The organism is Acidovorax sp. sif1233, assembly GCF_019218755.1.
Classification (GTDB): Bacteria; Pseudomonadota; Gammaproteobacteria; order Burkholderiales; family Burkholderiaceae_C; genus Acidovorax.
In genome coordinates, this window is the sequence record NZ_JAHUWZ010000005.1 from 88,385 (window position 1) to 107,283 (window position 18,899).

Sequence of the window (18,899 nt, forward strand, 5' to 3'; positions counted from 1 at the left end):
GCAGGCTGGTCACAGTTTGATCCAGTCGGAGGCCGCGACCATCTTCTGTGCCTTCATGTCCGCGCGGTACACGCGCCCCACGGGGATGGAGTTGCCGCTGATGGTGATCGGCACGCCGATCAGGCCACCAGTGTCGAAGTCCTTGATGCTGTTGAGCGCGGCCTTGAGGTTCTTGCCGTCGAGGGGCTTGCCCGCGTCCAGGCAGCGCCTGGCCGATTCGGTGAACAGCATGGCGGCGAGAAAGCCCTGGATGTAGGCCGTGCTCTGGTACTCGGGGCGCAGCGCGCGGATCTTCTCCAGCATGGGCGCCTTCTCGGTGTCGTAGTAGTAGCGGTAGGGCATCACACCCATGAAGCCGTCGGCGGCCTCGCCCATCTTCATCACGGTGGAGCTGTCCATGGTCCAGAAGGTGCCCATCCACTTGCTGGTCATGCCTTGCTGCTTGCCCTGGGTGATGAACTCGGGGATGGGCGCGAGGATGTAGCCGTGGAAGATGGTGTAGTCGGGCGCGGCGCGGCGCAGCTTGATGACCTCGCCCGAGACGTCCACGCTGCCCGCGGGCGTCATGATCTTGACGGGCACCGACAGGCCGAGCGCCTTGGCGGTGGCCTCGCTCTTGTCGATCGGGTCGCGGCCGAATTCGGAGTCCGAGTACACGAAGGCCACCTTGGCACCGGGCTTTTCCTTGGCGATGTGCTTGAGCAGGATGCCGAACATCTCGGTGTAGTCCGGGCCCACGAGGAACTGGTTCGGGTACTTCTTCGGATCGTTGAGCTCGCTGGCGAACGAGGCACCGGCCATCAGCGTGGTGCCCGCGCGGTCGAGCTCGGGGTTGATGGTCTTGGCAAAGCCCGTGGAGTCGCCGTAGTAGAGGTTCACCTTGTTCTGGCTGGTGATCTTCTTGTACGCGGCCACCGAGACGTCGACCTTGTAGCCCGTGTCCTCGGGCACGTACCTGAGCTTGCGGCCCTTGATGCCACCCGCGTCGTTGACCATCTTCACGTAGTCGCCGATGCCGGCGTTGATGCCCACGCCCGCGAACGCGAACACGCCGGTGAGCGGGATGGAGCCGCCGATGACGATGTCTTCGCCGCTGGCCTGCGCGGTGGCGGTGAGCGGTGCGGCCAGCGTGGCGCCCGCAGCGAGCAGCAGGGTGCGGCGGCGCTGTGACATGGGGGATGCGTTGGTGGTGGTGGGCATGGTGCTTGTCTCCTTCATGGTTTTATGGGCTGTGGCGGCTCTCTCAATTGCGGAACGGCCACAGATGGAAAAAGCGGCGAATGCGCCGCCACACTTCTGCGAGCCCCTGTGGCTCGAACACCAGAAATCCGATGATCAGCAGGCCAAAGATCACGGTGCGTACGGGCGAGAGGAACACCGTGAGCTCGTTGCCGCCGGGCAGCAGGGCGACCACCAGCTTGAGCAGCTCGGGCACCATGGTCATGAACACCGCGCCCAGGATGCCGCCCAGGATGGAGCCCATGCCGCCGACGATGATGGCCGCCAGGAAGAAGATGGACATCAGCAGCGGAAAGCTCTCGGGCGTGACCACGCGAAAGAAGTAGGCCCACAGGCCGCCTGCCACGCCCGCGTAGAACGAGGACAGCCCGAACGACAGCAGCTTGTAGCGCAGCAGCGGTATGCCCAGCACCTCGGCCGAGATGTCGCGGTCGCGGATGGCGATGAAGGCGCGGCCCACGCGCGTGCGAAACAGGTTGGCCGCGCCCAGCAGCATGAGCACGGTGACCGGCACGATCACCCAGTACAGGCGGAACGAGGTGTCGAGCGGCAGGCCGAAGAGTTTGGCCGGCGGCACGCTCAGGCCGCCGGTGCCACCCGTGAACTTCCAGTTGGCGAAGATGAAGTGCGCGATGAACGACGCCGCGATGGTGGCGATGGCCAGGTACAGGCCCTTGACACGCAGCGAGGGGATGCCCACGACGATGCCACCCAGCATGGCCACGAAGCCGCCGGCCAGCAGGTTGAGCACGAAGGGCGTGCCCGCGCGCGTCTCCAGCACGGCCACGGTGTAGGCCCCCAGGCCCATGAAGGCCGCCTGCCCCAGGCTCACCAGGCCCGTGTAGCCCGTGAGGATGTTCAGGCCGGTGGCGCTGGCGACGTTGATGCTGACCAGGCAGGCCAGGTACAGCCAGTAGTCGCTGGCCATGAAGGGGAACAGCAGCAGCAGCGCGGCGGCCACGGCCAGCCAGACCTTCTGCGTGCGCGAGTCGAACAGCGCCGCGTCGGCGACGTAGGATTCCTTGAGGGTGCCTATGCGCATGGGTGCCTTAGAGACGTTCGATTTCGTGGGTGCCGAACAGGCCATAGGGCCGCACCAGCAGCACGGCCACGAGCACGATGAAGGTGGCCAGCAGCTTGTACTCGCCGCCCAGGTAGGCGCCAGCCAGCGCTTCGATGAGGCCGATGAGCAGGCCGCCGACGAGGGCGCCGAGCACGCTGTCGAGCCCGCCCACGATGACCACCACCAGCACCGACAGGCCGAACACGCCCATGCTCGACGAGATGCCGCCAATCGACCCGACGATGATCCCGGAGATCGCGGCGATCATGGCCGAGGCCACCCAGGCCAGCGAGAACACACGCGGCACGTTGATGCCCACCGAGTAGGCGGCGGCCTGGTCGCTGGCCGTGGCGCGCAGGGCCACCCCGCCGCGCCAGAAACGGAACACCAGCAGCACGGCCGCGATGAAGGCCACGGCGATCACCGCGCCCCAGAACACCTTGGGCGCAAGGAAGGCCTCGCCGATCATGATGGGCTTGGTGGGCATGAACTCGGGCAGGCGGCGCTGGTCGGCCGTCCAGATCATTTCCACCAGGCCCACGAGCACCGAGGCCAGGCCCACGGTGACCATGAAGACGGAGATCGGCGGCTCGCCCAGCAGCGGGCGGATCATGGTGCGCTCGATCACCGCGCCCAAGAGGCCCGAGCCGAGCACCGCCGCCGGAATGGCCAGCCACAGCGGCAGCGCGAAGGTGGCGGCGAAGGTGAAGAACAGGTAGGCGCCGACCATGAGCATCTCGCCGATGGCGATGTTCACCACGCGCGTGGCCTTGTAGACCATCACGAAGGCCAGCGCCGCCAGCGCATAGAGGCCACCGCCGGAGATGCCGGTGAGGCTGATTTCGAAGAGGTAGGCCCAGTCCATCATGCCGGGGCCCCCTGCATTGGCGCGGCGGTGGCAGCGGCCTGGAACCGGGCCCGCAGGTCGCCCACGTCGCCCGAGCCCAGGTAGGCGCGGATCACCTCGGGGTTGGCCTGCACCTCCCCCGGCGTGCCCTGGGCGATGACCTGGCCGAAGTTGAGCACCACCACGTGGTCCGACAGGTCCATCACCATGCCCATGTCGTGCTCGACCATGAGCACCGTCACGCCCCATTCGGCGCGCACGTCGAGGATGAAGCGCGCCATGTCCTCGGTCTCCTCGCGGTTCATGCCGGCCACGGGCTCGTCGAGCATCAGTACCTCGGGCTGCATGGCCAGGGCGCGGGCCATCTCCACGCGCTTTTGCAGGCCGTAGGGCAGGGCCGAGACGGGCGCATGGCGGATGTGGTCGATCTCCAGGAAGTCGATGATGCGCTCCTCGATGTCGGCACGCAGGGCGGCCTCTTCGCGGCGCGCGCGGCCCACGTAGAGCAGCGCGTCGAGCACATTGGTCTTGAGGTGCGCATGCCGCCCGAGCTTGATGTTGTCGAGCACCGTCATGCCGCGAAACAGCGCGATGTTCTGGAAGCTGCGCCCCAGGCCCAGCCTGGCGCGCTGCGGTGCCGGCACCCGCGTGATGTCCTGGCCCTTGAAACGGATGGCGCCGCTGCCCGGGCGGTAGAAGCCCGAGATGGTGTTGAACAGCGAGGTCTTGCCCGCACCGTTGGGCCCGATCACGGCGGTGATGGAGCCGGCCTGCACGCCAAAGCCCACGCCGGTGAGCGCCTTGACCCCGCCGAAGGCCAGCGTGACGCCATCGACCTGCAGCAGGGGCGGCGCGCTGGCGGGGGGAATGCCGGGTGGGTGTGTCTCCATTGGCTTTCTAATGCGGGTTTGTGCTGACCAGAAAATTCCTGCGGGCCTGCAGGAATTTCCTACTTGTGCGTAAACTGTTTACTCGTGAGTAGATTCTGGAAGGCCCCGCGCCAAACCAGCATCCGTACTTTCCCGAGGAACCAGCCCGCCATGCCCAGCCCCACCGTGTCGCCCCCCCGCAGTGCCGACCGCCCGCCTGCGTCTCCCTGGGCGCCCGCGTCCCACCGCGAACAGCAGCGCGAGGCCAAGCGCAATGCCGTGCTGCAGGCGGCCGCGCAGCTGTTCAACGAACGCGGGTTTCATGCCACCTCGCTCGACGACATCGCCGCGCGGCTGAACGTGACCAAGCCCACGCTGTACTACTACGTGAAGAACAAGGACGAGATCCTGCTGCAGTGCGTGAGCAAGGGCCTCGAAATGATGCTCGAGGGCATCGATGCCTCGCGCGCGGCCGGGGGCAAGGCCATCGACCAGCTCATGACCTGCATGCAGGTGTATGCGCGCATCGTCACCATGGACTTCGGCAAGTGCCTGATCCGCGTGGGCGACGAGCAACTGCCGCCGGAGAGCCGCAAGGAGCTGCGCCGCCTGAAGTCCGCCATCGACCAGGAATTCCGCCGCCTCGTGGCCCAGGGGGTGGAGGAAGGATCGCTGCAGCCTTGCGACCCGAAGATGACGGCCTTCGTGATCGCGGGCGCGCTCAGCTGGATCGGGCGCTGGTACCAGCCCGGCGGCGAGTACACGGCCGAGCAGGTGGCGGGGCAGTGCATCGAAACGCTGTGCCAGGGGGTGCTGCGCCGCGCGGACGTACCCCCGCCGCCGGCTGCGAAGCGTGCGGCGCGCAAGGCCGGCACCCCTGCCGTGGCCAAGGGCAGGGCTGCGCCCGCCGCCCGGGCGTCCAAGGCCTGAACGAGCGCCTCGCCGCGAGGGCTGTGCCTCAATCCGGGCGCGCGGGCCTGGGGGCGAGCGGTGTGCCGGGCGCTGCCGCCAGGTCGTCGAGGATCGGGCAGTCCGGCCGGTCATTGCCCTGGCAGCACGACACCAGCGTTTTCAGCGTGCGCTGCATGGCCTGCATGGCGGCAATGCGCTCGCTCAGGTCGTCGATGTGCGCCTGGGCGATGCGCTTGACCTGGCTGCTGGCGCGGCTGCGGTCGTGCCACAGGGCGAGCAGCTCGGCGATCTCCTCCATCGAGAAGCCCAGGTCGCGGCTGCGGCGGATGAAGTGCAGCGTGTGCACGTCCGCCTCGGTGTACTGGCGGTAGCCGCTGTCGGTGCGGGCCACGGCGGACAGCAGGCCCAGCGACTCGTAGTGGCGCACCATGCGGGCGGAGATGCCCGCGCTGCGCGCCGCTTCTCCGATGGACAGCGGCCGGCCCGGCAGCGCGGGCTCTGCGCGGTGGCGGGCCGGTGCGCCGGGGGTGGCCGTCATGGCGCGACCGCGTAGCCTTCTTCGGCGATGGCGCTGGCCAGGGCCGCGCGGTCCGCGTCGGTGTTGCCCACTTCCACGCGCCCCGTGCCGCGGTCGATGCGCACGGTGGCATCCGGGTCCACCCCTCGCACGGCCTGCGTGACGGCACGCTCGCAGTGGCCGCAGGTCATGCCCTGCACGGTGAAGAGCTGCGTGGAAGAAGAAGAAGGCGACGGGGAAGAGATCGGGGAAGTGGATGTCATGGCGGGCTCCTGTGCCGATAAAGTGCTTGAACACCTGCAGCGTAAACCTTCACATCATGGCAAGGTCAAGCCCCCCGGGGGATTCCCCTCTGTTTGCTATTGAAAATATAGCTGCTTGCGCAATATGGACAAGCGCCACGGCGGGATTTTGATCGAATCCTATTTGGGCCGTGGCCTGCGCACGCCTGCGTCGGGCTGCACCAGGCGGCCGGCGCGCAGCGCGGTGATGGCCACGGCCAGCGCCTGGGCGGCGCCGCGCACCTCGTCCTGCACGGCGGTGTCCCGGTCCAGCGCGGCATGGCTGTCGGCGTAGCTTTCGTAGTAGCCGATGTAGCGGTCCAGCCGCGCGGCGGGGCCGGCGTCGATGAGGCCCATCCAGTCCAGCCAGTCCGACAGGCCCCGGCGCGTGCTCTCAATGCCCGCCACGTCGCCATGCACCGCCAGCGCATAGGCGCGCCCGGCCAGGTGCTTGGGGTAGTCCCAGCCCGCCAGTTCCAGCGCCTTGGCTTCGGCGGCCTTCTTGCCGTGGGTGCTGGTGGGGTCGGGGTTGCCGCCGTCGGTGCACACCAGGCGGTCGATCATGAGCTTGAGCGGGCTCGGTGCCTGGTACCAGTACACGGGGGTGAGGATCATCACGCCGTGCGCGGCGGTCCAGCGCTCGTAGATCTCGTTCATCCAGTCGCCGGTCTGGCGCATGGCGTGGTTGGGGTAGCAGCTGCACGGAAAGTGGCACAGCGGCATGGCGGTGGAGACACAGCCCTTGCAGGGGTGGATGTGGCGCCCGTAGTCCGAGGTGACGCGGCTCAGGTCCAGCGTGTCCACCTCGACCCCGGCGTCCGCCAGGGCCTCGCGCGCCGCGTGCAGCAGGCGCCAGCTCTTGGAGATTTCGCCGGGGCAGGTGCCATCGTTGCGGGCCGAGCCGCACACGAGCAGGGCGCGCGGCGGCGAGGCCGGGTCGGCCCAGCGGGTGCGCGCGGCGTCGATGCGCTCCTTGGCCTCGATCCAGTCCACCGACAGGTCGTAGTCCGGGTCGGCATGGCCCGGGCCGGCCTTGCGGGTGCGCGGCGCCTTGCGGCCCTCGTCGTAGTTGCGCCAGGCGATGGCCTCGATGCGGTCGATGGCGTCGGCCGCCTCGCTGGCGAAGCGCGGGTCCTGGAAGTCCTGCAGGAACCGCTCGCGGAAGGCCGCGCGGTCCAGGGGCGCGGGGGCCTGGCCAGTGCGCGGCTGCGGCGCCGCAGCCGCGGCAGCGGCGGGGGGAGGAGCGTGGGGCGTGGAGCGTGTCGTCATGCGGCCATTCGATCACCAGCCCGTGGGGCTGCGTATCGGACAAGGCGCCGTGTGGGCTGTCGGCGGCGGGTGATCGGCAGCCTGCCGGGCCGGGGCCTGCCGAGGTGCTTGACCTTGCCATCATGTCAAGGTGTACCGTGCTCCCCATGGCCATACAACACCTTTCCTCTCCCGCCGGTCCTTCCGCCACGCCCATGGCTTTCCCGCCCCTGGATCTGGGCATCGGCGGCATGACCTGTGCCAGCTGCGTGGCGCGCGTGGAGCGGGCGCTGCGCAAGGTGCCCGGCGTGCAGGATGCCACCGTGAACCTCGCCACCGAGTCGGCCCGCGTGGCCTGGGCACCGGGCGCGGCCACCGCCGACGCCGAGGCCATGGAGGCGCTGCTGCGCCGCGCCGTGCGCAATGCGGGCTATGAGCCGCGCGCCGCGGGGCCGGCCGAGGCGCCCGAGGATCTGTCGCCCTGGGCGGGCTTTCTGCCGGTGGGCATCGGCCTGCTGCTGTCGGCCCCGCTGGTGCTGCCCATGCTGGGGGAGCTGTTCGGCCTGCACTGGATGCTCCCGGCCTGGGTGCAGTTCGCGCTGGCCACGCCGGTGCAGTTCGTCCTGGGCGCGCGCTTCTACAAGGCGGGCTGGCATGCGGTGAAGGCCCTGGCGGGCAACATGGACCTGCTGGTGGCCCTGGGCACCAGCGCGGGCTGGGGCCTGTCGGTGTGGCTGTGGCTCACGGCCCATGAAGGCCATGCGCCGCACCTCTACTTCGAAGCCTCTGCCGTGGTGGTCACGCTGGTGCTGCTGGGCAAGTGGCTGGAGGCGCGCGCCAAGCGCCAGACCACGGCCGCCATCCGCGCGCTGCATGCCCTGCGGCCGGACCTGGTGCACCTCCTGGGCAGGGAGGGCGAGGTGGACGTGCCCGTGGCCGAGGTGCTGGTGGGCGACCAGCTGGTGGTGCGGCCGGGCGAGCGCATTCCGGTGGACGGCACGGTGCACGAGGGCCACACGCAGGTGGACGAATCCATGCTGACCGGCGAGCCCCTGCCGGTGGCGCGTGATGTGGGGGCGGCGCTGACGGGGGGCTCGATCAACGGCGACGGCCGCATCGTGATGGCCGTGACCGCGGTGGGGGCCGAGACGGTGCTGTCCCAGATCATCCGGCTGGTGGAAGACGCCCAGGCGGCCAAGGCGCCCATCCAGCGGCTGGTGGACCAGGTGTCGGCCGTGTTCGTGCCCGTGGTGCTGGTGGTGGCGCTGGCCACGCTGCTGGGCTGGCTGTGGATGGGCGTGGGCATCGAGGCCGCGCTGATCCACGCCGTGGCCGTGATGGTGATCGCCTGCCCCTGTGCGCTGGGCCTGGCCACGCCGGCGGCCATCATGGCGGGCACGGGGGTGGCGGCCAGGAACGGCATCCTGATCAAGGACGCGCAGGCGCTGGAGCTGGCCCACAAGGTGGACACGGTGGCCTTCGACAAGACGGGCACGCTGACCGTGGGCCAGCCCCGGCTGACGGCGTTCGAGGTGGTGCCCGGCCTGGACGACGCGGCCGTGATGGCCGCGGTGGTGGCGGTGCAAAGCGGCAGCGAACACCCGCTTGCACGCGCCGTGGTGGCGGCCGCGGGCGAGCGGCAGGTCCGCGTGGCGGCGGTGCAGGATGTGCGCGCCGTGCCCGGTCGCGGCACCGAGGGCGATGTGGCCGGGCAGCGCTACCTGGTGGGCAGCCTGCGCTGGATGCAGGAGCTGGGCGTGGAGATGGGCCCCCTGGCGGCGCGCGCCCGGGCGCTGCAGGACGAGGGCGCCACCGTGTCGGCCGTGGCCCAGCGTGCGACCGAAGGGGCGAGCGGCGCACGCTATGTCTTGCGTGCCTTGATGGCCTTTGGCGACGAGCCCAAGCCCGGCGCGCGCGCGGCGCTGGCGGCGCTGAAGGCGCGTGGCATCCGCACCGTGATGATCTCGGGCGACAACCGGGGAGCGGCCGAGGCCATGGCCCGGCGCCTGGGGCTGGACCCCGACGCGGGTGAGGTGATGGCCGAGGTATTGCCGGGTGACAAGGCCGCCAGGGTGGCTGCGTTGCAACGGGGTAGCGAAGAAGTCCCTCCCGGAGGGCAGCGACCCGGCGCAGCGGCGCGGCGCGGGGGCCGTATTGTCGCGATGGTGGGCGACGGCGTGAACGACGCCCCGGCGCTGGCGGCGGCCGATGTGGGCATGGCCATGGGCAACGGCACGGACGTGGCCATGCATGCGGCGGGCATCACGCTGATGCGGGGCGACCCGATGCTGGTGGCCGCGGCGCTCGACATCTCCCACCGCACGGTGATGAAGATCCGCCAGAACCTGTTCTGGGCGTTCGCGTACAACGTGGCCGGGATTCCTCTGGCGGCGATGGGCTACCTGAGCCCCGTGGTGGCAGGGGCGGCCATGGCCTTGAGCTCGGTCAGCGTGATGGCGAATGCCCTCTTACTGAAGCGCTGGCGCATGTGATAAATACGTACAGTGCGGTCATCGATGTCTGGCAAACTGCAACGCTTTGTTGCAGGCCGGCGGCTTCGAATGCAGGCGCGGCCCCTCCATACCCATAAAAGGACGACACATCATGAATCTCTTCTCGTTCATGCGGCAGTTCACCATCCGAATGCGCATGCTGGGGGCCATCGCGGTGGTGCTGGGCCTGCTGGGCCTGCTGGGCGGCGCGGGCATGCTGGGCATGTTCCGCATCCATGACATGAGCCAGAACTTCATGGACAACTCCTTCGCCAAGGTGGGCTACATGGCGGAGCTGCGCGGCGAGATGGGCTCCGTCCGCCAGTACGAGAAGGACATGATCATTGGCTACGAAAAGCCGGAAGCCGTGAAGGCCGCGCACGACAAGTGGCTGGCCAGCCAGGACAAGGCCAAGAAGATCGCCGCGAAGTTCCTGGAGGGCGAGGACGACGCGGACAACGTGGTGGTGCGCAACATCATCGCCAGGCTGGACAGCTACCGCGAGCTGTTTGCCCATGTGGCCCGGCAGCTGGAAGCCAGCGGCTACGACACAGCCACGATTGCCAACCGCATGAGCGGCAAGGCCGTGGCCGAGTTCGACCAGGCCGACAAGCTGGTGGGAGAGCTCGATACCGTGCTGCGGGCCGAAGTGGCCCAGTCGGTCGAACAGCAGGGCCGGGTGTCCAGCGAGACCAAGTGGCTCTTCGTCCTGGCCGTGGTGATCACCGTGGTGGTGGTGGTGCCCACCACGCTGATGAACATGAACTCGATCTGCCACCCGCTTGAAGAGGCGCGCCGCATGGCGCAGGCCATTGCCGGGGGTGACCTGTCCCAGAACATTGCCGCCGAAGGCAAGGACGAAGTGGCCGACCTGCAGCGCGCGCTGCGCGACATGCAGCAGGGCCTGGGCGCGCTCGTGGCGCAGGTGCGGGACGCCAGCGGCAACATCGCCACGGCCAGCCAGGAGATCGCCATGGGCAACCAGGACCTCTCGCAACGCACGGAGCAGACGGCGAGCAATGCCCAGGAAGCGGTGGCTTCGCTCTCGCAGCTCACCTCGACGGTGCAGCAGACCGCGTCGTCGTCGCAGATGGCCAACCAGCTGGCGGCATCGGCCTCCAGCACCGCGACGCGCGGCGGCTCGGTGGTGCAGCAGGCCGTCTCCAGCATGCAGGAGATTTCGGCCTCCAGCCGCAAGATCGGCGACATCATCGGCCTGATCGATTCCATCGCCTTCCAGACCAACATCCTCGCGCTGAACGCGGCCGTGGAAGCCGCGCGCGCCGGTGAGCAGGGGCGGGGCTTTGCCGTGGTGGCCAGCGAGGTGCGCAGCCTGGCCCAGCGCTCGGCGGCGGCGGCCAGCGACATCAAGGGCCTGATCCACAGCAGCGTGACGGCCGTGGACGGGGGCGTGCGCCACGTGGAGGATGCGGGCACGGCCATGAAGGAAATCGTGGCCAGCGTGCAGCGCGTGGGGGACATCATCGGCGAGATCACGGCGGCGGCGTCGGAGCAGTCGGCCGGCATCGGCCAGGTGAACCAGTCGGTGGGTGAGATCGACCGCATGACGCAGCAGAACGCGGCGCTGGTGGAGGAGTCCGCGGCGGCGGCCGAGTCCATGCGCGAACAGGCCGCGCGCCTGTCGCAGGTGGTGCAGCAGTTCCGCCTGGCCGACGCCATGCTCCACGCCGCCCACCACGCACCCGTGGAGGCGCCGCAGCACCAGGCGCTCGCCGGGGAGCCTTCCAGGGCACTGCTCGCGCGCTGATGATGGATTGAACCGGTGGCGCCCGCGCGCCGTCACACCCGGAATGGGCCCTGCGGGCGGATGCGCATGCAGGGCTTTTTCATGCCCGGCGCGCGGCGGCCGCAGGCGCACCGGCCGCGCGATGCGCACCCGGTCCCCGACGGTTTGTTGACCTGCGTCATGCGCGGGCGGGCGCCTGCATGGCAATCTGGAGGCCTTGTGACCTGGGGAGCACTGCCATGCCGTCGATCAGCCTGCGGACCATCCACGAAGAGCATGCGTCGCTTGCGGCCGTGCTGCACTCCTTGCGCCTGATGCTGGACCAGGGGCCGGGCGACGAGCCCGCCGCGTTCTTCGACGTGATGCGGGCCATGCTGTTCTACATCGACGAATTCCCCGAACGCCAGCACCACCCGAAGGAATCGCAATGGCTGTTCCCGAAGGTGGCCGAGCGTTCGCCGGAGGCGGCCGGCGCCATCGCGCAACTGGAGCGCGAACACGCGGGCGGCGAGGCCGCCGTGCGCGAGCTGCAGCATCTGCTGCTGGGCTGGGAGCTGATGGGCGAGGCGCGCCGCGACACCTTTTCCGAGGCCCTGCGGCGCTATGTCGCTTTCTACCTGGAGCACATGCGCCTGGAGGAAACCGTGGTCTTGCCAGCGGCCCAGGCATGCCTGCAGCCTGGCGACTGGGCCGCGATCGATGCGGCGTTTGCCGGCAATACCAACCCGCTGGCGCCCGGCCAGGCGCGGGACCCCGCCTACGATCGCCTGTTCACGCGCATCGTGATGCGGGCGCCCAGCCCGATCGGGCTGGGCTGACGGCGCGCCCGCCTCAGGCCGACAGGGCGGGGTAGTCGGTGTAGCCCTCCGCGCCGCCGCCGTACAGCGTGGCGCGGTTGACCTCGTTCAGGGGCGCGCCGCGCTCCAGGCGCTGCACGAGGTCGGGGTTGGCGATGAACGGCCGGCCAAAGGCCACGATGTCCGCCCCGTTCGCGAGCGCGGTTTCCGCCAGCGCCTTGTCGTAGGCGTTGTTCACCATCCACGCGCCCTGGCCGCCGGCCGCGCGGTAGGCCGCCTTCAGGGCCGCGTAGTCGAAGGGGCGGTCGGGCAGTTCGCGCGGGCCGCCGGTCGCACCCTCGATCACGTGGATGTAGGACAGGCCCAGCGGGCCGAGCTGGCGCACCACGTAGTCAAACAGGGGCTGCGGGTCCGCGTCCACCACGTCGTTGGCGGGCGTCACGGGCGACAGGCGGATGCCCGTGCGGCCGGCACCGATTTCCTGCGTGATGGCGGTGACTACTTCGACCAGCAGCCGGGCGCGGTTCTCGATGCTGCCGCCATAGGCGTCGGTGCGGTGGTTGGCGCTGGTCTTGAGGAACTGGTCGATCAGGTAGCCGTTGGCGGCGTGCACCTCGACGCCGTCGAAGCCGGCCTCGATGGCAGCGCGGGCGGCACGGCGGTAGTCGGCCACGATGCCGGGGATCTCGGCGATCTCGAGCGCGCGGGGCTCCGAGGTCTGGGTGAACGTCGGCACGCCGTCCTTGATGAGCACGGTCTTGGTCTTGGCCTGGATCGCCGACGGGGCCACGGGCGCGGCATGGCCCGGCTGCAGGTCGGTGTGCGAGACACGGCCCACATGCCACAGCTGCACCACGATCTTGCCGCCCGCCGCGTGCACGGACGAAGTGACCTTCTTCCAGCCGGCGATCTGCTCGGGCGCATACAGGCCGGGCACGTCGGCGTAGCCCTGTCCCTGGTGGCTGATGGCGGTGGCCTCGGAAATCAGCAGGCCGGCGCTGGCGCGCTGCGTGTAGTAGGTGGCCACGAGGTCGGTGGGCACGGCGTTGGGCGAGCGGTTGCGCGTGAGCGGTGCCATGGCGATGCGGTTGGCCAGCTGCAGGTCACCGGCTTGGACGGGGTCGGACAGAAAAGGCATGCGGGGCTTTCAAAAACGGGTTGCACACAATCGATCAACCCCGGAAGGTTAATGCTGCAGCGCAAAACGTGCAGCGCACATGCGTCAACAAGGGCTCTGGTTTTGTGCTATCCGGGGCTGGCCGGCGGTGTGCGGGGGGCCGCGGCGCGCTGGCGCGGCCTGGGGCAGAATCAAACGCCATGCCGCCCCGCCATCCTTCCCCCCGCCCCGTGCCCGCGCTGTGGCTGGCCGTGGCGCTGTCGATGGGGGCGGCGGTGTCGCTCGGCATCACGCGCTTTGCGTACGCGCTGCTGCTGCCGCTCATGCGGGAGGACCTGGGCTGGTCCTACACCCTCGCGGGCGCGATGAACACCGTGAATGCGCTGGGCTACCTGGTCGGCGCGCTGGCCACGCCCTGGCTGCTGCGGCGTGCCGCACCCGGGGCCGTGCTGCTGGCCGGCGCGGTGCTGGCCACCGTGTTCATGGGGCTCTGCGGTTTTTTCACCGAGGCGGTGCCGCTCCTGCTGCAGCGCCTGCTGGCCGGCGTGGCGAGCGCGCTCGTGTTCATTGCCGGCGGCCTGCTCGCCGCGCGCCTGGGGGCGCAGGAGCCGGGGCGCAGCGGCCTGCTGCTGGGGCTGTACTACGGGGGCACGGGCTGGGGCATCAGCCTGTCGGCCGTGCTCGTGCCCGCCGTGCTGGCGGCGGCGCCGTCCCCGCATGCCTGGACGTGGGCCTGGTGGGCGCTGGCGCTGGCCTGCATGGCCGCGACGGCGGCCCTGTGGTGGCCCGCGCGTGTGCTGCGCGGGCTGGCGGTGCCCGCGGATGCCCCCCGGGCCTTCAATGTGGTGCCGCCGCCCGCCCGGGTGCGCTGGCGTGCGCTGGCGCCCGCGCTGCTGGGCTACGGCCTGTTCGGCGTGGGCTACATCGGCTACATGACCTTCGTCGTGGCGCTGCTGCGCGAGCAAGGCGCCAGCGGCACGGCGGTGACCTGGTTCTATGCGCTGCTGGGGCTGGCGGTGGTGCTGTCGTCGCGCATCTGGGCGGGGCTGCTGGACCGCAGCCGTGGCGGCCAGGCGCTGGGCCTGCTCAACGGGCTGCTGGGCGTGGCCACCGTGCTGCCCGCGCTGACGTCGGCCTGGCCGGTGGTGCTGGCCTCGGGCCTGCTGTTTGGCGGCGTGTTCCTGTCGGTGGTGGCATCGACCACCGCCCTGGTGCGGCACAACCTGCCACAGGTGCTGTGGGCCAGCGGCATCAGCGCCTTCACCATCGTGTTCGCCGCCGGGCAGATCGTGGGGCCCACGGTGGTGGGCTGGATCGCCGATGGCCCGGGAGGCCTCGCGCGCGGGCTGGTGTTCTCGGCCTGCGCGCTGTGGTTGGGGGCGCTGGTGGCGTGGCGGCAGAAGCCGCTCTAGCGCATCTGGAGTTTTGGCCGTGCGCCGCGCTAGGCGCTCCCAATCGATACTGGCGCGGCCTAGGCCAGGAACGCCGGGCAAGGGCCGCCCCGCAGCGAGGGCGTTGTCCCCCTGCCCGCGTAGCGGGAGCGGGGGGAAGGCGCGCAGCGCCTCAGGGGGGTGTCCCTATTTCAGCAGGCCTTCCACCTTCATGGCGGCCTGCACGGCGGGGCGGGCCGCCACGCGGGCGGCGTAGGCCTGCAGGTTGGCCAGGCCGGAGATATCGATGCTGGTGGGCTTGTGCCAGCCTTGCACGGTGAACAGGTAGCCGTCGGCCACGGTGAAGTGGTCGCCCATGACGTACTGCTTGCCGGCGAGCTGGCCGTCCACCCACTGCAGACGCTGCAGCAGTCTGTCGCGCGCCATCACCTTGTATTCCTCGGGCGTGGCAGGATTGAAGAGCGGGGTGAAGCCGCGGTGCAGTTCCATGCCGATGAAGGTGAGCCATTCCTGCAGGCGGTAGCGCTGCAGCGTGCCGTTCTGGGGGGCCAGCATCTTGAGTGGCACCTGGTCGGCGATGTATTGCACGATGGCGGGGCCTTCGCGCAGCCGCGTGCCGTCGTCCAGTTCCAGCATCGGCACATAGCCCAGCGGGTTGATGCCGTAGTAGTCGGAGCCGTCCTGCAGCTTGTGCGTCTTGGTGCTGGCCAGCACGGGCGTGTAGGCCAGGCCGGCCTCGTGCAGTGCGATGTGCGGGGAGAGCGAGCAGGCGCCGGGGGAGTAGTAGAGCTTCATGGACGGATCCTCGTGAAAAGTGGGAACCCTCCGATGCTATGCGCTGCACCGTCTTTCTGCTGGCACGGGGGCACGGCCCCGCGCCCCCTCGCGCCACGGCGCCTCAGACGTCGTGGCCGGGCATGTCGCGCTGCACCTTGCGCAGCAGCGCGGGCCATGCAAACGCACCGCCCAGCCCGCCTGTCTGCACCCGCATGGCCTGGGCCACGCCGCTCACGATCTGCGGGTTCACCGAGGTCAGCGCGCCGCCGGCCTGCGCGTCGATCTGGATGCGGCAGGTGTTCTCGAAGGTGTACATCGACAGGAAGGCATCGGCGATCGTCCTGCCCACGGTGAGCAGGCCGTGGTTGCGCAGCATGAGGAAGTTGGCCTCGCCCAGGTCGGCCTGCAGGCGCGGCTTTTCCTCGTCGCGAAAGGCCACGCCCTCGTACTCGTGGTACGCCAGCGAGCCCAGCACGAAGGTGCTCTGCTGGCTGATGGGCAGCACGCCGCCCTGTTGCGCGCTCACGGCCACGCCGGCGCGCGTGTGGGTGTGCAGCACGCACCCCGCCTCGGGCCGGGCCTCGTGCACGGCGCTGTGGATCACGAAGCCCGCCGGGTTCACGGGAAAGGGCGAGTCGTGCAGCTTGTTGCACTGCATGTCCACCTTGATGAGGCTCGACGCGGTGATCTCGTCGAACATGAGGCCGTAGGGGTTGATGAGGAAGTGGTGCTCCGGACCGGACACCGACTCGGGCAGCTTGGCGCTGATGTGCGTGAAGACCAGGTCGCTCCAGCCGTACAGCGCCACGAGCCGGTAGCAGGCCGCCAGGTCGCAGCGCAGCTGCCATTCTTCGGGGCTGACGCTGTCTTGCAGGGAAGGGATGTTGAGCATGGTGGTGTCTCCGGCTTTTTGTGGGGATGGGAGACGCCACTGTAGGGCGGTGTTGCGCCAGGGTCTGTCAGGCAGGCTACACCTGACGCACTTTGGGGCAGCTTGGCGGCCTTGTGGCCCAGGAGCCGCCATGCATGGGTCTGGCCGTGACGCGGGACGGCCGGTGCTGTGTCGCTGCTGGCGCAGGAAGCCCAGGCAACCCGACCTTGTCGGGCAGCAGGCGCAGGCGCGCCTGGCTGCCCGTACGGCCGGTGCCCGTGTGTCAGTACCGCTGCCGCTGCTGAAGTTGCCGCCGTCCCAGCCAGCCCAATCCCAGTGCAGCGAGGGCCAGCATCCAGGGGTCGTTGACCGGAATCGTGGCAGTGGCCGCGACACTGATGTTCAGCGTGATGACGGAGGACAGGCCGTTGGCATCCGTGACCCGGATGACCAATGCGTAGTTGCCCAGGGTGGTGGGTGTGCCGGTCAGCATGCCGCTGGCGCTGAGCGACATGCCTGGTGGCAGGGCCCCCGAGTTGATGGCAAAGGTGTAGGGGCCTGTTCCGCCCGTCACCTGGATCTGTCCGCTGTATGGCGTGTTGACGACGAGTCCGGGTGGCGGGGTGATGACCAGCGCACTGGTCACGGCGCCCGTGCCTGTCAGGTCCAGCTCGCGGCCCAGGAAGTCGGACACCGTGATGGTGAAGCTGTACGCCGCCGCGGTGGTGGGGGTGCCCGTGAGGGCGCCCCCGGCCGACAGGCTCAGGCCGGCGGGCAGCATGCCGGTGCTGACCAGGAACTGGTACGGCGCCACGCCATTGCTGCCCACGAAGGTCACGCTGTAGGGCACGCCCTGCACCGGCACGGGAATGGTGGAAGGTGTGACGTTGATGCTCTGGGCGCCTGCTGCTGCACCCCACAGCAGCAGGCCGGCGGCGCCTGCTCCCGCAAGGAGGTGCCGGCACCAGGTGGCTGCAGCCCGCGCTGCGCGGGCCATCATCGCGCGCCTCCGCGCTTGCGTGCAAGCTGCTGCTCCAGGGCCGAAAGGCGTTCCGCCAGGCCCATGAGTTCCTCATCCTTGGCGGCCAGCTTCTGGTGCAGGGCCTGGACCGTGGCGGCCGCGAGGCCGGCGACATCGCTGGGCGCGAGCGTACGGGGGCTTTCGCCCACCTTGAAGCGGTGGTGCACGTCTTCGGCCATGGGGCCCAGGTGCAGGCTGGCGTTGAGGTCGCTCAGGTAGCGCCACGCATACAGCGGCAGTTGCGCCACCTCGCCCAGGATCGCGTGGACCGGTGCAGCGGTGATGTCGTGCTTGAGCGTGCGGCTGGAGCCCTGGCTGAGCGTGCCGGCCACCATCAGGCCGCCATTCGACTGCACCGACAGCGCGTTGCTGCCGCTGCCGCTGGGGGCCAGGCCCATGGCGGTGGCGGTGGCATGCTGGGTCCAGTACGCCGTGCCGGTGCCGTGCGCAAGGCGCGCGGCGATGGCGCCGTTGTTCTGCAGTTCCATCTGCACGCGCGGGGCCAGGGCAGCGCCCGCCGTGTTGTCGACCAGCAGGCTGCCGGAGCCGTCGGCGCGCCGCAGGGTCAGGGATGCCATGGGGCGCGGAGTCCCCATGCCGACGTTGCCATTGCCGGCGATGTCGAGGCTGGAGTGTGGAGCCCCGGGGCGAATGCGCAGGGGCAGGCGCGAGCCGCCCGTGACGTCGCGCACGAAGAAATTGGCCTCGTTGCCGGCAATGTCCCAGGTCTGGGCCGTGAAGCCGCTGACGTTGCTCTGCTCCTGCCGCAACCCCGGTGTGTCGGTGGACACCACATGCAGGTCCAGCACGGGCACGGCCGTGCGTATCCCCACGCGACCCTGCGGGCTCACGTACAGGCTGTTGGCCGGCGCTCCGGCCAGCCAGCGCACGGGGAACTTGGCACCCGTGACATCCTCGATGCCCATGAAGCTGGCCCCACCGCTGGCACTGTCATTGGCGACCAGCGTCCAGTCATTGCTGGGAAACGGTGCAACGCGGGTGTCCTGAAACCCGATGCGCAGGTTGTTTTCCTTCAGCCGCAGGGTGTCGTCGCCAAAGCCCTCGTTGATGGCGCAGTCAAATCCCGCGCAGACGCTGCCCTGGATGATGTGGTCGTCGCTGACCAGCTGGTCCTTGGCCACCATGCGCGTGCTTGCGCTGGCCAGGGTGGAGCGGGTGGAGGGCGTAGTGGCGCTGTCGCTGCCGCTGTCTGCCGCGCCGACCTCGCCCCGGGGCGGCACCTGCGGTGGCAGCACGAAAGCGCCGCCCGCCACGGACACGCTGCCGCTGAGCATGGCGCCGCCGACGCCCGAGGGTGCGGACGGGACCAGGGCCGCCGTGGCGTCGTCGTGCCGCACGGCGCTGGTGGTGGGGGCGAGCGTCAGCTCGTAGGTGTAGTGCCCGTCGGGCAGGGGGGTGTCCTGCAGCGAGAACACCAGCGGGCTGCGCAGCGCGAAGTCCTGGGGCATGCCGCCGTCGCGCGCGATGCGCAGCACGGCGCGGCCATGGGGCGCGGCGGGGGTCCATTCCAGCCGCTGGGCCTGCAGGCGGGACGTGATCGCGGCGGCACCGGCGGCGTCGCCTGGTTGTTGTGCCTGCACGCTCTGGCACAGCAGCAACGCTGCGAGCGCGGTGGCCATCATCAGCAAGGCCGTGGCGCGCGGCTGCGGCCTGTCCAGGAAGGCGTTGGGGTGGTGTGGCATGGCTGGC

17 protein-coding genes are annotated in these 18,899 nt (G+C 69.8%); 5 read left to right on the forward strand and 12 right to left on the reverse strand.

What is annotated here, in order from left to right:
• Nucleotides 1-9: 9 nt before the first annotated feature.
• Genes KW843_RS17275 through KW843_RS17290 form a run of 4 tightly spaced genes read right to left on the reverse strand, consistent with a single transcriptional unit; the run spans nt 10 to nt 4,039 of the window.
• A complete protein-coding gene (locus KW843_RS17275) occupies nt 10-1,200 on the reverse strand; it encodes an ABC transporter substrate-binding protein (protein ID WP_218296397.1) in 1,191 nt (396 codons plus the stop codon).
• Nucleotides 1,201-1,243: 43 nt separating this feature from the next.
• On the reverse strand, nt 1,244-2,281 hold the full coding sequence (locus tag KW843_RS17280) for a branched-chain amino acid ABC transporter permease (protein ID WP_218296398.1): 1,038 nt from the start codon (nt 2,279-2,281) through the stop codon (nt 1,244-1,246).
• A gap of 7 nt (nt 2,282-2,288) precedes the next feature.
• Nucleotides 2,289-3,170: a branched-chain amino acid ABC transporter permease gene (locus KW843_RS17285; protein ID WP_218296399.1), complete on the reverse strand. Its 882-nt coding sequence runs from the start codon at nt 3,168-3,170 to the stop codon at nt 2,289-2,291.
• The gene (locus tag KW843_RS17290; protein WP_218296400.1) at nt 3,167-4,039 is read right to left on the reverse strand and encodes an ABC transporter ATP-binding protein; all 873 of its coding nucleotides are present in this window, start codon (nt 4,037-4,039) and stop codon (nt 3,167-3,169) included. Before KW843_RS17290 ends, KW843_RS17285 begins: the two co-directional genes overlap by 4 nt.
• Nucleotides 4,040-4,189: 150 nt before the next feature.
• Between KW843_RS17290 and KW843_RS17295 the strand changes: the two genes are divergently transcribed.
• Nucleotides 4,190-4,948 carry a TetR/AcrR family transcriptional regulator gene (locus tag KW843_RS17295; RefSeq protein ID WP_218296401.1) on the forward strand — a complete coding sequence of 253 codons (759 nt, stop codon included), beginning with the start codon at nt 4,190-4,192 and terminating at the stop codon, nt 4,946-4,948.
• A 28-nt stretch (nt 4,949-4,976) separates the two neighbouring features.
• Here KW843_RS17295 and cueR read toward each other — a convergent pair whose 3' ends face one another.
• From cueR to KW843_RS17310, 3 genes are all read right to left on the reverse strand, one after another.
• Nucleotides 4,977-5,468: a Cu(I)-responsive transcriptional regulator gene (gene cueR, locus KW843_RS17300; RefSeq protein WP_304505117.1), complete on the reverse strand. Its 492-nt coding sequence runs from the start codon at nt 5,466-5,468 to the stop codon at nt 4,977-4,979.
• On the reverse strand, nt 5,465-5,710 hold the full coding sequence (locus tag KW843_RS17305; protein WP_218296402.1) for a heavy-metal-associated domain-containing protein: 246 nt from the start codon (nt 5,708-5,710) through the stop codon (nt 5,465-5,467). The genes cueR and KW843_RS17305 overlap by 4 nt, the downstream gene beginning before the upstream one ends.
• A 159-nt stretch (nt 5,711-5,869) precedes the next feature.
• Nucleotides 5,870-6,997, reverse strand: coding sequence for a flavodoxin family protein (locus KW843_RS17310; protein WP_218296403.1), 1,128 nt, complete (start codon nt 6,995-6,997; stop codon nt 5,870-5,872).
• 194 nt (nt 6,998-7,191) lie between these two features.
• On the opposite strand from KW843_RS17310, the gene KW843_RS17315 reads away from it, so the two are divergent.
• The 3 genes from KW843_RS17315 (at nt 7,192) to KW843_RS17325 (ending at nt 12,033) form a co-directional block, all read left to right on the forward strand.
• The gene (locus KW843_RS17315) at nt 7,192-9,468 is read left to right on the forward strand and encodes a cation-translocating P-type ATPase (protein WP_218296404.1); all 2,277 of its coding nucleotides are present in this window, start codon (nt 7,192-7,194) and stop codon (nt 9,466-9,468) included.
• 112 nt (nt 9,469-9,580) lie between these two features.
• Nucleotides 9,581-11,236, forward strand: a complete 1,656-nt coding sequence (locus KW843_RS17320; protein WP_218296405.1) for a methyl-accepting chemotaxis protein — start codon at nt 9,581-9,583, stop codon at nt 11,234-11,236.
• 218 nt (nt 11,237-11,454) lie between these two features.
• The gene (locus tag KW843_RS17325) at nt 11,455-12,033 is read left to right on the forward strand and encodes a hemerythrin domain-containing protein (RefSeq protein WP_218296406.1); all 579 of its coding nucleotides are present in this window, start codon (nt 11,455-11,457) and stop codon (nt 12,031-12,033) included.
• Nucleotides 12,034-12,046: 13 nt separating this feature from the next.
• Here KW843_RS17325 and KW843_RS17330 read toward each other — a convergent pair whose 3' ends face one another.
• Entirely contained in the window at nt 12,047-13,150 is a 1,104-nt protein-coding gene (locus KW843_RS17330) for an alkene reductase (protein ID WP_218296407.1), read from the reverse strand.
• A gap of 179 nt (nt 13,151-13,329) precedes the next feature.
• Here KW843_RS17330 and KW843_RS17335 point away from each other — a divergent pair, with 179 nt between their 5' ends.
• On the forward strand, nt 13,330-14,541 hold the full coding sequence (locus KW843_RS17335) for a YbfB/YjiJ family MFS transporter (protein ID WP_218296408.1): 1,212 nt from the start codon (nt 13,330-13,332) through the stop codon (nt 14,539-14,541).
• Nucleotides 14,542-14,706: 165 nt separating this feature from the next.
• On the opposite strand, the gene gstA is transcribed toward KW843_RS17335, so the two are convergent.
• The 4 genes from gstA to KW843_RS17355 all read right to left on the reverse strand — a co-directional run bounded on the left by gstA (nt 14,707) and on the right by KW843_RS17355 (nt 18,892).
• On the reverse strand, nt 14,707-15,315 hold the full coding sequence (gene gstA, locus KW843_RS17340) for a glutathione transferase GstA (RefSeq protein WP_218296409.1): 609 nt from the start codon (nt 15,313-15,315) through the stop codon (nt 14,707-14,709).
• A 103-nt stretch (nt 15,316-15,418) separates the two neighbouring features.
• The gene (locus tag KW843_RS17345) at nt 15,419-16,189 is read right to left on the reverse strand and encodes a class II aldolase/adducin family protein (RefSeq protein ID WP_218296410.1); all 771 of its coding nucleotides are present in this window, start codon (nt 16,187-16,189) and stop codon (nt 15,419-15,421) included.
• A 262-nt stretch (nt 16,190-16,451) separates the two neighbouring features.
• Nucleotides 16,452-17,168, reverse strand: a complete 717-nt coding sequence (locus KW843_RS17350; RefSeq protein WP_218296411.1) for an Ig domain-containing protein — start codon at nt 17,166-17,168, stop codon at nt 16,452-16,454.
• Nucleotides 17,165-18,892 carry a tail fiber domain-containing protein gene (locus KW843_RS17355; protein ID WP_218296412.1) on the reverse strand — a complete coding sequence of 576 codons (1,728 nt, stop codon included), beginning with the start codon at nt 18,890-18,892 and terminating at the stop codon, nt 17,165-17,167. Before KW843_RS17355 ends, KW843_RS17350 begins: the two co-directional genes overlap by 4 nt.
• Between the last annotated feature and the right edge of the window lie 7 nt (nt 18,893-18,899).

What these genes read in the sequence shown, in the direction of transcription:
- KW843_RS17275 (WP_218296397.1), bottom strand. Translation starts at nt 1,200, where the DNA reads ATGCCCACCACCACCAACGCATCCCCCATGTCACAGCGCCGCCGCACC.
- KW843_RS17280 (WP_218296398.1), bottom strand. Translation starts at nt 2,281, where the DNA reads ATGCGCATAGGCACCCTCAAGGAATCCTACGTCGCCGACGCGGCGCTG.
- KW843_RS17285 (WP_218296399.1), bottom strand. Translation starts at nt 3,170, where the DNA reads ATGATGGACTGGGCCTACCTCTTCGAAATCAGCCTCACCGGCATCTCC.
- KW843_RS17290 (WP_218296400.1), bottom strand. Translation starts at nt 4,039, where the DNA reads ATGGAGACACACCCACCCGGCATTCCCCCCGCCAGCGCGCCGCCCCTG.
- KW843_RS17295 (WP_218296401.1), top strand. Translation starts at nt 4,190, where the DNA reads ATGCCCAGCCCCACCGTGTCGCCCCCCCGCAGTGCCGACCGCCCGCCT.
- cueR (WP_304505117.1), bottom strand. Translation starts at nt 5,468, where the DNA reads ATGACGGCCACCCCCGGCGCACCGGCCCGCCACCGCGCAGAGCCCGCG.
- KW843_RS17305 (WP_218296402.1), bottom strand. Translation starts at nt 5,710, where the DNA reads ATGACATCCACTTCCCCGATCTCTTCCCCGTCGCCTTCTTCTTCTTCC.
- KW843_RS17310 (WP_218296403.1), bottom strand. Translation starts at nt 6,997, where the DNA reads ATGACGACACGCTCCACGCCCCACGCTCCTCCCCCCGCCGCTGCCGCG.
- KW843_RS17315 (WP_218296404.1), top strand. Translation starts at nt 7,192, where the DNA reads ATGGCTTTCCCGCCCCTGGATCTGGGCATCGGCGGCATGACCTGTGCC.
- KW843_RS17320 (WP_218296405.1), top strand. Translation starts at nt 9,581, where the DNA reads ATGAATCTCTTCTCGTTCATGCGGCAGTTCACCATCCGAATGCGCATG.
- KW843_RS17325 (WP_218296406.1), top strand. Translation starts at nt 11,455, where the DNA reads ATGCCGTCGATCAGCCTGCGGACCATCCACGAAGAGCATGCGTCGCTT.
- KW843_RS17330 (WP_218296407.1), bottom strand. Translation starts at nt 13,150, where the DNA reads ATGCCTTTTCTGTCCGACCCCGTCCAAGCCGGTGACCTGCAGCTGGCC.
- KW843_RS17335 (WP_218296408.1), top strand. Translation starts at nt 13,330, where the DNA reads ATGCCGCCCCGCCATCCTTCCCCCCGCCCCGTGCCCGCGCTGTGGCTG.
- gstA (WP_218296409.1), bottom strand. Translation starts at nt 15,315, where the DNA reads ATGAAGCTCTACTACTCCCCCGGCGCCTGCTCGCTCTCCCCGCACATC.
- KW843_RS17345 (WP_218296410.1), bottom strand. Translation starts at nt 16,189, where the DNA reads ATGCTCAACATCCCTTCCCTGCAAGACAGCGTCAGCCCCGAAGAATGG.
- KW843_RS17350 (WP_218296411.1), bottom strand. Translation starts at nt 17,168, where the DNA reads ATGATGGCCCGCGCAGCGCGGGCTGCAGCCACCTGGTGCCGGCACCTC.
- KW843_RS17355 (WP_218296412.1), bottom strand. Translation starts at nt 18,892, where the DNA reads ATGCCACACCACCCCAACGCCTTCCTGGACAGGCCGCAGCCGCGCGCC.